This is a genomic window from Candidatus Endomicrobiellum pyrsonymphae (assembly GCF_020328025.1).
GTDB lineage: Bacteria > Elusimicrobiota > Endomicrobiia > Endomicrobiales > Endomicrobiaceae > Endomicrobiellum > Endomicrobiellum pyrsonymphae.
Map to the genome: position 1 here is coordinate 1 of NZ_JAIXMZ010000044.1, position 11,411 is coordinate 11,411.

An 11,411-nucleotide genomic window follows, 5' to 3' on the forward strand; every position below is an offset into this window, starting at 1 on the left:
TTTTGATTTGGTATAATCACAACAGTTGTATTTGGTGAGATGATATAATCACATTTAATTTGGTATAATTGATTTTCTTATAAATGCAAAACAAAACTTTTAACAAATCAGCTACAACTATTGTAATTATATCAAATCTTTTAACAATTTAACCTAAAATCATCAAAGATTATAATCAAAAATCAGGCAAAGATTATAGGCAAAAGTCAGGCAAAAAACGAGTACTCTCCACGTCTGAAAGTCAGGCAAAACACCCCTAAAAAACGGCTAAAGGGACTCTATGGTAAAGGGACAAAGTCCCAAAAGCCAATGACTCAAGGGACAAAGTTCCGTGGGACAAAGTTCCGTGGGACAAAGTTCCGGGGAACAAAGTCCCAAGAGCCAATGGCTCAAGTGTCAATGTTTAAAAAATGCTATAATAAAAAGAGGTAAGTTTTATTGCAATATCATTGAGGAGGCGTATCATGAACATATATACTCTTTTAATATTTTGCCTTCTTGTTGGCATATATTTAATTCAAACAGTAACAGATTTGCTTAATATTAAAAATATTTCAAACGATATTCCCAAAGAATTTGAAGGATTCTTTGACAAAGAAAAATATACAAAATCACAAGAATATCTGAAAGCAAATACAAATTTCTCAATTATCTCGTCTTCTTTTATGCTGTTAGTTCAGCTTGTTTTTATTGTTTTTGGAGGGTTTAATCACACAAACAATATAGCTGTGTCTTTTGGTTTTGGAACAGTTACGACAGGACTTATTTTTGCAGGAATTCTTCTTTTTGCCGTTGAAATTTTAAAAATTCCTTTTTCCGCATATTCTATATTTGTTATAGAAGAAAAATTTGGATTCAATAAAATGAATTTAAAAACTTTTTTTACAGATTTTCTAAAATCGCTGATTATTACAGCAATTGTTGGCGCAACCGTTTTTTCAGTAATTTTATGGCTGTTTACAAACTTTTTTCAGTACGCATGGCTGTATGCATTTGTCGCTATTGTTGTTTTTCAATTATTTCTCACGTTTATTGCGCCTATAGTTATAATGCCGCTTTTTAACAAATATACGCCTTTGGAAGACGGAGACTTAAAAGCTTCGATTGAGAAATATGCAAAGAAAGAGAATTTTAAAATGAAGGGACTGTTTAAAATGGACAATTCCAAACGTTCGACAAGATCGAACGCATTTTTTACAGGGTTTGGAAAATCGCGCAGAATAGTTTTATTTGACACTCTGATAAAGAACCACCCTGTGGAAGAATTGACAAGCGTTTTGGCGCATGAAATGGGACACTTCAAACTCGGTCACATCATAAGGCAAATGATATTTTCTTTTATTTCAACAGGAATAATGCTGTTTATTCTTTCACTTTTCATAAATGAGACTTGGCTTTACAGCGCTTTCCTTATGCAAACACAACCTGTATATGCTGGGATAATATTTTTTGCATTTTTATATACGCCTATTTCTCTAATGCTTTCCGTAATAGCAAGCTATTTTTCAAGAAAACATGAGTACGAGGCTGATGCCTATGCAGTAACAACATATAAACATCCTGACGCTATGATAAACGCGTTAAAAAAACTTTCTGTAGATAACCTGTCGAACTTATATCCGCACAAATTAAAAGTATTTTTAGAATATTCTCATCCGCCAATTTTAGAAAGAATTAACGCAATAGATAAATTATCTTCAAATCTAAAATTGTAAATTAAATTATGATCGACTAACCTGCTATCTGCAAATATAAAAATATTTGCACTGTTTACAGCTTGCGCTATCCGTTTCGTCAAATTCAAATTTATCGCCTGAATTTATTTCGTCAAGTAATGATTTAATCACATTAATACATTTTTCATATATTTCTTGCTCTTTTGGAAATTCATTGATTTCAGCTTTTTTTACATCGTAAATACCGCATTCTGAAACAGTAAAATTTGTTTCTTTTTCAAATATGTACTTATACAGAGGCAGCTGTAAAGATTTGATTGTTTTTTTTATATTTTGTCTGTCGAAATTATCCGACAATAAAGTAAAAGATTTTTTCCTAATAGTTTTTTCATCCGTATATCCCGTTTTATAATCAAATATCATATAACATTTGCCATCAGTATCTATGCGATCGATTCGACAGTTTAAATTATAAGACTCTCCCGATTCAGTTTTAATTTTTGAAACGTATTTTTCTTCACAAGCATAAATACTTTGATATTTCCTTTCTCTTTCACGACTCMAAATATTATTCATTCTATGTACCAAAACTTCTTTTATCATAAAAGCATCTTCTCTAAATTTAAAGCTAGCAAAGTTATTAAATTTATTTTCAAGTTTTTCAAAATATTCTTTTTCAAATTCTAAAGACTGTAGTTCTTTTATATCAAGCCCCTCATGTAAAGCTCCTTTTAAAAAATCGTGTATAAAATTTCCTATGTCGCTGCCTGAAAGTTCCTGACCGATTTCCATACCCTCATCAAGCAGTAATACATACATAAAGTAAAACTTTAACCTACAGTTTAAATAGGTATCTATTTTGCTGTAAGAATAGGACATATTTTTAAGATATTCTTTAATTTCTTTGGTTTTTGCGTATTTTCTTTTTATGGAATATTTTATTGAAAATTTAGGTAAAATAAATTTGTTTATCTTAACGATATTAATATCTTTGCTTTCCAGCTGTTTATTCCAAATAATGGATTCAATGAATCTACTTCTCTCTTCTTTATCATTATCAGGATAAATGAGATTTAAATTTTTTGCCCCGGCAATAAGTCTGTTGAAATGATACTGCTGTATTTCGGACTCTTTTTTTGCCATTTCTATACCCAAAGCGTACATTATGTCTTTAGGAACAAGTGAATAATCTTTTTTTATTGCAGGTATTTCCGAGTCAATCATACCTATAACAAAAACATTTTCAAAAGAAAGATTTCTTGATTCCAAAAGACCCAAAATCTGCAAGCCTTTTAAAGGGGATCCCGGCAACGCAATTCTTTTATTTTTAATTAATTTTTTAAAAATATTTAATATTTCTTCATTGTCAAATTTTACTTTAGCCACTTCGCCGAATTTTATTTCTTTTGCCAAAGATAACAATATTTCCATAGCCTCAATATTCAACGGATAGCTCGATGCGGCGCTTAAAGAATATATTTTCTCTAATAATTTAGATAATGTATCTGACAACACGCAAAAATTATCAATCTTTTCCCAAGATATAAAAAATATTTCAAAAATTTCATTTAATATTTTTATAATTTTTTCAAGATCCACATATTCCCATGCCTCAGCGATAGTAAGGCATATATCATTAATAAGTTGTTTTTCCTCTATAATTTCTTCAAATGAAACAAACATCTTTCTGCTCAAACAACTCATTGAATCTTGATTTAAAGCCTTTTCAATTTTATGAGCAACTATTCTCGAGATAGCGCTTTCGCCAAAAAACCTCATATTTTTTAAAAGAGGATTTGTTAGAACTTTCATAATGTCCTTTGAATAGTAATGCCGACCTCTCCTTGAAAGCTGCGCTTCTATAACAGCATTAAGAAGTGAAAACACAGCTGTCTTCTCGGAAGGGTATCCTGCCGAAACATTATAATAATCTGTTACTACAGAAATTTCAGATATTACGGACTGAAGCATTTTCGAATTTGGCGCAATAACAACTGTTTTGTCTAAGTCCTTTTCACTATAAGTTTTAATAAGATTTTTAAGTAAAGAACCTTGCGATTGGTCATCAAGAGCAGAATATATCTTTAATTTATATTCATTTTTTTTGTTTTTTATTTCCGGAAAAGTTTGTCCGAAAGTAGAATATAAATTTTCTAAAACTCCGTATTCTTTGGGATTCCCCTGAATAAGTATGGTAAGCTTACCAATCTTAAAGAGTTTTTTAAAAACTTCCATTTCAGTTTTATGTAAATAAAATGGCGCTATCAATATTATTTCATCAAACGAGTATGCGAACATATTCGCTTCAATCAACGATGCCTTTAAAAAACTATACCCTTTTGTTGTTCTTGAAGATTTTTCTAAAGCGTTATGAAAAGTATTCCTTATTGTAAAAATATTTTTTAATAAATTATTTATATTTTTAGGGACGTCGTAGCCTATGTCTGCATTTGCTTTTACAGCTTTGAGTTGTTCTTCTGAAATATTTTCTAAATCCAATTGCTCTATGAAAGATAAAATTTCAAAAGTCCATTCCATAAAAAACGCAAAAGAATGATTGCCGTTTAAAAGCTGAGGCATGTCGGTTTTAACAATTTCAAATATCATAAATGCCGCTTCGATGTCAGAAATTTTTATAAGATTAGTATTATCAAAAATAATTTTTTCAACAAATTCATCGTTTGTAAAAAAGTCTGGAAAGAAAAAAGCGTTTTTATGTTTTTGAGCAAGTTTTTTCTTAAGAAACAGAAACGGTCTTTGCCCGCCGCTTACTAAAGCTATTTTTTTTACAGATTTAAAGATATACTCGCTCGTAAAATCTATTATATTCTCGCCAAAATCTATATTAATTATTTTCCCCGACATTTTATTGCCCTTTGGTTTATTGAAACGACAAAGACTGTTTCACTGCAGAATATTTAATTGTCCTTTTTCTATATCTACAATATAAATCACTATTTTTTTATGCAAATAAATTTCTGAAATCAAAACAGCATAGTTTTTCAACTGTTCTTTGTTTTTTATTTCGTTGTAATTTGAGCTTTTAAAATCAACTACTACAATTTCGTTATCATCTACTATCAGTTTATCTATTCTAAAAGAGTCTCCAAAAGTATTTATAATCTCCTTTTCATTATATATCTTAGTTTCGTCATACATAAATAATTTTAGAATTTCTTCAGACTTAAACATCCCATCAAGTTTTTCTTTTACAAAATCAATATCTTCAAATAAAAATTTTCTTTTTGTAATATTAACGACATCCGCGATAGCATCGCCTCTATTTTTATTTTTTAACGATACTATTTTTGACAACGCATAATGCAGAATTGTCCCTCGCCTTTTTATGTCGTTTATATCAATGGTTGTTTTTTTATCATTCATTAGATATTTTTGTATGCCTTTATAGTTCGTATCGAAATTATCTAAAACAACTTCACCTTTTACAGCGTTATTGATAGCATACTTTTGTTGAACGCCTGAAATGAGATTACCACTACCTAGCAATACCAGCGCTTTGTTATTTGCAGTTCCAGACTTTGGGGGAACTATTGCATAAAACTCATATTCCGCCCTTGTCATACAAACATAAAGAACATTCAGTTCTGACAATAACAAATTTAGTTTTTCTCTATCGTATATTTTTTTTGCTTTTTCTGAAAATTTTGCAAGATTTTGCGATATATTTAACAGTTTTATTTCTTCATTTGAACTATCAAAATACGGTCTATCCATACTATGCTCTGAAAGTTTAAAAAAAGGCATTATCACAACAGGAAACTGCAAACCTTTAGCTTTATGCGCCGTCATAATTTTTATACCGCTTCCAAAGGCATTTTTTATATACAAAGAATCTTTATCATCTTGTAACTTGTTAAAATATTCCAAAAAGTTTTTGAGACCGGAATCTTGCATTTCAAAATCTTTAATAAGCTCAAGAAAACACATTACAAACGCTTTACTGTCCGGAGAGTTATCTATAATTTTAAATTTTTCAAGTATTGAAAGCGTTAATTCATAAACAGGGACAAAACCTGCCTTTACAAAAAATTCTTCAAAATATTCGTTCCATAATGTCTCGTATTTATATCTAAAATTTTTATAGAAAATCCCGGACTTGTTTTCTTTATTGTAGGTAAAAATAAACTTTTCAAATTCAGTCGATTCAAAGCTCGACGCTTTACTAAAAACATCTCCCAAAACAAAAGAAGAAAACGATAACGCGTCTATCGGAGAATTAATAAACATAAGTAACGATACGATTTGTTTTATAACATTGTTATTTTTTATATTTAACGTTTGCGACGACTCTATTTCAAAACCTTTCTCCAAAAGCCAAGAACTAACAGTAGGTATCTCATCATTGTTTCTGCACAAAACCGCTATGTTTTGCAAAGCAAATCTTTCTATTAGATGAGAGATATGATTCATGAATTTTTGCTTTGTTTCTTCGTTTACATCTTCAAAGGTTTTATCTATAACGTCTATTTCAACATATCCGTAATTATGCTCTTGTATAGATTCCTGTTCTGAAAAATTATAAGTTTCAACAAATTTTGAAAAATCGCATTTTGCGTCTTCGTTTTCATACAACTCATTTAAAAACCTTTCAATATTTTCTTTTGAAAAAATATGATTATTGAAATCTACAACTACTTTACCACTTCTAAAATTTTTCTTGAGATATTGTTTATCGATATTTGCCGAAGGAAATTCGTTTGACATCGTATCAAAAAGTTCAGAATTGCCACCCCTAAACGCATATATTGCTTGTTTTACATCGCCGACGTAGAAAAATGTTCCGTTAACTGCAAGACTTTCTTCTAAAAATCTTTTTATTCCAGCCCACTGCACAAGGCTCGTATCTTGAAATTCGTCAATTAAAAAATGTTTGTATTTTTCGGACAGTCTATAATATACTTCAGGCATAACAGCCTCGTTCTTTTCAAAAAAATTAACTGTTTTTTTGTTTATTTCATTTAGAAACACAACGCCGTCTTTTCTTGATTGTTTATCAAATTCAATCGCGACTTGAGAATATATATTTGAATAAATATTATAATAGTTATTCATATAGAAATCACAGAATGACTTAATATCTTTGCTTATTGCTTCCCAAAGCTCGTCCGCTTCAGGATTATGAGTAGCGTCTTTATTATACTCAAGACTTTCGCTTGAAAATCTTTTTGGGATATTATTCACTTCAAAAAATATTTTATTATCATTTTTTAAAACTTTATCAACAGCTTTAATATGATGCGAATTAATTTTAAGTTTCGGCAACAATTTTGCGAAAATTTTAATTTTATCTGTAATCATTTTCACTCTTGAAGAAGCCTCGTTGTCAAAAGATTCTCTATTACCTGTCAGAATATTTTTCCCAGTATTGCCAGATTTTTTAAATATTTTTTCAGTTTCTCTATAAATAGTGTTTTTAGGAATCCACCCTGAATCTTTCATTGTATATTGAGATACATACTGCAATAACAGATTTCTCAAGTTTTCTGAATATCGAGCTTTTTGTAAAAAGTTTTCTAACGAAAATAAAAGATTATCGGAGTAGTCCTGCTCTATGATAAAATTCGGTGAAAGGTCTATGCTAATAGCGCAAGACTTTAAGATGTGGTTTTTGAAACTATCTATGGTACCTATATTGAAGTTGTCGTAAAAGCGCAAAATGTCTTCTAAAGTCGCAATACTTTTTTTGGATATTTCAGTCTTGGTAAGATTTAAATCGTCAAAAAAATCGCCTGTGTCTAAACATAACGCAGCTTTTTTGAGATAATCTAAAACTCTGTATTTCATTTCAACAGCGGCTTTATTTGTAAAGGTTACAGCAATTATATTTTTTATACTTGTTTCATTATTAGATCCGAGCAAAAGATAAATATACCTTTTTGCAAGATTGTAAGTTTTACCTGATCCTGCCGATGCCTGCACTGATATTATTTGGGACTTGTTCATTTATGTGATTCTTAATATTCTCTTGACATTTCTCTTGCAATATCCTTTTTCTTGATAGATTCTTTTTTATTGTACATCTTTTTACCTTTTGCAAGACCTATGAGTAACTTAATTTTTCCCTTACCGCCAATATAAACTTCTAAAGGAATAATCGTAAGACCTCTTTCTTTAACTTTCGCGCACATCTTATTAATTTCGTTTTTGTGCATCAAAAGCTTACGTTTTTTCCTAGCATCGTAATCTGCAATGTGCGTAGATATTTGCTCGTAGGGAGCAATGAATATGTTCTCAGCAAAAGCTTCTCCATTAGAAAACCTAACAACACTGTCAACAAGATTTACATTAGAACGTCTTATAGATTTAACTTCGTATCCAGACAACACAATACCTGTTTCCAATTTTTCAAGAATTTCGTAATTATAATACGCTTTTCTGTTTGATGAAAATATTTTTTTATCCATTTTATTTGTTATTTTCCGCTTTAAGAAACGCTACTGTAAATCTTGTTCCATTGACAGACCCTGATTCAGCTTTAATTAATTAATTAATCAATAAATAAACATACTCCACCAACTACATCGGCATAGTAGAATAATAACTAACACAAGTCAATAGTGAATTCAAGTTGTCAATGCAACAGTGATGGCGGAAAGTATCAGGTTAGTATTGTAGAAGTTTTCTTACAAAAACTCAATGGCAATCACCTAAACGTGCCTGTAAGTTTTCATATTTTCTTGTAAATTAGAAGGTTTGATATAATACGAATATGGGCAGACATATTCAGAGTCTATTAAACTCTTAGGAGGTTTAAACTGATATAATCGATATAATAGTAGCGGTTACATTTGCTGTCAGAAAGGTTTGAGGCAGGAAGATTTAAGGGTAGAAAGAGGACAAAGATCTTTGATCTCTGATTGAATTTTGATTGTTTTCATTGTATAATCTTTAAGGTTGAAATGTTAAAGATAAGGGATTAAATTTGTATAATTACAATAGTTGTAGCTGATTTGTTAAAAGGTTTGATTTGGTATAGTTGATTTTCTTATAAATGTAAAACAAAAAAAGTGGCGCTAAAATAAAAGGGGAAGTTTTCATTCGTGAAGCGATACATAGTTCACATTCCCCCCTTAATCTCTAAATCTAAACTTATCAGCATCTATCTAAACCTATCAAAGCCGATAGATAGAAACAAAATAGGAAATAGTATGATGACATCACTCTTAAAAAGAAGACATAATATGATGACATTACGTTTAAAAAGATGTGTAAGCTTGTTTGTTTGCCTTTCTCTGCTCGTTTCGGCATGCTCCCCAGATAAATCCAGCAAAGCTGGTGGCAAAGCTAGTAGCAAAGCTAACGAGTTCACTAGAAACACTAAAGTTGAAGAAGTCAAGATGACAGAAAGAGAGAAAGAGAAGAAAGATGGGAGAAAGTCGTTGTCTCCCACTACGTTCTGCGATAAACATAAATGGTGCAGTGCTGTAAGAGACTTTGGTGACTATGAACTAACTACCGTAAAAGGAGTTAAAGTAACGCCACTAATAGCGACATTGGCGACGCTAGCAACAGGGTTCGTCTTGTATAAAGGGCTCCGACGGTTATTTACGCCCATCACGGTGTCATCAATATCGTCATCACCAGCGTCGTCTTCCAGCTCTTCATCACAACCGTCATCATCAGCGACGGCAACCTCAGCGACGGCAACCTCAGCGACGGCAACAACAACGCTGACAACAACTGACACCACATCATCATCAGCGACGGCAACAACGACGCCGACGATCTCAGGTGACACCACCGTCACAGTCACCGGAGTGCAAGTAGCACAAAATAGCACCCCACCACCATCAACACCATTAACATCACCATCAGCTAGTCCTTCATCATCGTCGTCATCGTCATCACAACCCACCCCAGCACCAGCATCACTCAACGCAGACGCAAAAGACCTATTAGACGCACAAAAGAACCTACAACAAAAAATACAAGATCTACAACAACAACTACAACCACAACAAAATTCACCACTATACCAACAACTACAACAAGAACTACAACAAAATTCACAATCATACCAACAACTACAACAACAACTACAACTACTACCACACCAACAACTACAACCACAACAACTACAACTACTACAACAACACCAACAACTACAACACAAACTACTGCAACTACTACAACAACAACAACTACTACTACAACTAGATATACAACAACAACTAGAACAATTAGCTCCACAATTACAACAACAACGACAACAACAACGACAAGAACTAATAGCCCAACAACAACGCCAACAACAAGAACTACAACAACAAATACAACAACAACAAGAACTACAACAACAAATACAACAACAACAAGGAAAACAACTACAACCACTAATGCTACTAATAACACACTACACACAACAACAAGACCTAATAGAAAAACACCGACAAGACCAACAAAAACTACAAGAACAACTATGTGCTAACAAACCACCAGCAGCACCATTATCATCTTCTTCTACTAGTCCTTCATCATCGTCGTCATCGTCATCACCAGTGTTATCGCCAGCGTTGTCTTTCAGCTCTTCTAGTTCGTCTCCCAGCTCTTCTTCTAGCTTTGCTCCTTCCTCTTTAACACCGACACCACCACAACTAGCAACATCATCAGTACCATCAACATTAACAGCAGTATCACAACCACCACAGCAACAAGTTGGTGATAACCAACAACAAGGCGGAGTACAACAACAAGGACAAGTTGGTAGCCAAGTTGATAACCAACGACAACAACAGCAGCAGCAACCACCACAAGGTGGCGCACCATCCGGATCAACATCAGCGACGTTAACAACAACGATAACACAAGAACAGACAGATGTTGCTACTACTGCTACTACTGCTGCTACACTACTGGTCACAAATAGCGCACCACCACCATCACTACACGGCGGAGCACCATCAGCATCTTCATCATCGTCATCACCAGTGCTATCGCCAGCGTTGTCTTTCAGCTCTTCTGACAATAAAATAGTGCGTAGTGGCATGGACACAACAAATTCCTATCACTCTCTCGCCCCTAATAGTTCTAGTTTGTCTTCAAGCTCATCTTCCAGCTCGTCTTCCAGCTCTTCATCACCATCGTCGTCGTCATCATCACAACAACAACGTCAACCACAACTACCAACAACAACATCATCATCAGTACCATCAACATTAACAGCAGTATCACAACCACCACAGCAACAAGTTGGTGATAACCAACAACAAGGCGGAGGACAACAGGGACAAGATGGAGGACAACAAAAACAAGGAGGCGAAAACCAAGTCCAAACAAAACCACCAACAGTAAAAACAAAAGCAACAACAGTAAAAGCACCACCACCATCACCACTACCACCACTAGCTCTACAAAAACTAAGTCTACAACAACTACAACAACGACTAGAACTGCTACAACAACACCAACACCAACAACTACAACAACAACTACAACCAATAGCAGAAGAACTAGTAAAAACACAACAAAACCTACAAACACAAATACAGGAACAACAATCGTTCCAGTTTAGGACTCTACAACTACTACAACAACAACTACAACAACTACAACGACTACTACTACTACAATACCAAAGCCACCAACAACTACAACTACGACTACTACAAGAACTAAAACAACTAAATATGCAGCCACAACAAGACCAACTACACGAACAACATCAACTAATACTACTACAACAACAACAACGACACCAACTACAACTACAGCTAC

The 11,411-nt window shown here is 32.9% G+C and carries 9 protein-coding genes; 1 reads left to right on the top strand and 8 read right to left on the bottom strand.

Annotated features, from left to right (window positions below; translation table 11 throughout):
* Positions 1 to 464 precede the first annotated feature (464 nt).
* On the top strand, positions 465 to 1,715 hold the full coding sequence (locus tag LE180_RS04650) for a M48 family metallopeptidase (RefSeq protein ID WP_374134299.1): 1,251 nt from the start codon (positions 465 to 467) through the stop codon (positions 1,713 to 1,715).
* Positions 1,716 to 1,739: 24 nt separating this feature from the next.
* On the opposite strand, the gene LE180_RS04655 is transcribed toward LE180_RS04650, so the two are convergent.
* From LE180_RS04655 to LE180_RS04690, 8 genes are all read right to left on the bottom strand, one after another.
* On the bottom strand, positions 1,740 to 4,541 hold the full coding sequence (locus tag LE180_RS04655; RefSeq protein ID WP_374134300.1) for a PD-(D/E)XK nuclease family protein: 2,802 nt from the start codon (positions 4,539 to 4,541) through the stop codon (positions 1,740 to 1,742).
* Positions 4,542 to 4,580: 39 nt separating this feature from the next.
* Positions 4,581 to 7,640, bottom strand: coding sequence for a UvrD-helicase domain-containing protein (locus tag LE180_RS04660; protein ID WP_374134301.1), 3,060 nt, complete (start codon positions 7,638 to 7,640; stop codon positions 4,581 to 4,583).
* Between the two features lie 11 nt (positions 7,641 to 7,651).
* Positions 7,652 to 8,101 (bottom strand): SsrA-binding protein SmpB, encoded by a 450-nt coding sequence (gene smpB, locus LE180_RS04665; protein ID WP_374134302.1) that lies wholly within the window; start codon positions 8,099 to 8,101, stop codon positions 7,652 to 7,654.
* Between the two features lie 1,037 nt (positions 8,102 to 9,138).
* The gene (locus tag LE180_RS04670) at positions 9,139 to 9,573 is read right to left on the bottom strand and encodes a hypothetical protein (protein WP_374134303.1); all 435 of its coding nucleotides are present in this window, start codon (positions 9,571 to 9,573) and stop codon (positions 9,139 to 9,141) included.
* Positions 9,570 to 10,049 (bottom strand): hypothetical protein, encoded by a 480-nt coding sequence (locus LE180_RS04675; RefSeq protein WP_374134304.1) that lies wholly within the window; start codon positions 10,047 to 10,049, stop codon positions 9,570 to 9,572. Before LE180_RS04675 ends, LE180_RS04670 begins: the two co-directional genes overlap by 4 nt.
* Before the next feature lies 1 nt (position 10,050).
* Positions 10,051 to 10,689 (bottom strand): hypothetical protein, encoded by a 639-nt coding sequence (locus LE180_RS04680; protein WP_374134305.1) that lies wholly within the window; start codon positions 10,687 to 10,689, stop codon positions 10,051 to 10,053.
* A 35-nt stretch (positions 10,690 to 10,724) separates the two neighbouring features.
* Complete coding sequence (locus LE180_RS04685) at positions 10,725 to 11,159, bottom strand: hypothetical protein (RefSeq protein ID WP_374134306.1); 435 nt, start codon at positions 11,157 to 11,159, stop codon at positions 10,725 to 10,727.
* 45 nt (positions 11,160 to 11,204) lie between these two features.
* The coding region (locus tag LE180_RS04690) for a hypothetical protein (protein WP_374134307.1) at positions 11,205 to 11,411 on the bottom strand (207 nt) is incomplete at its 5' end.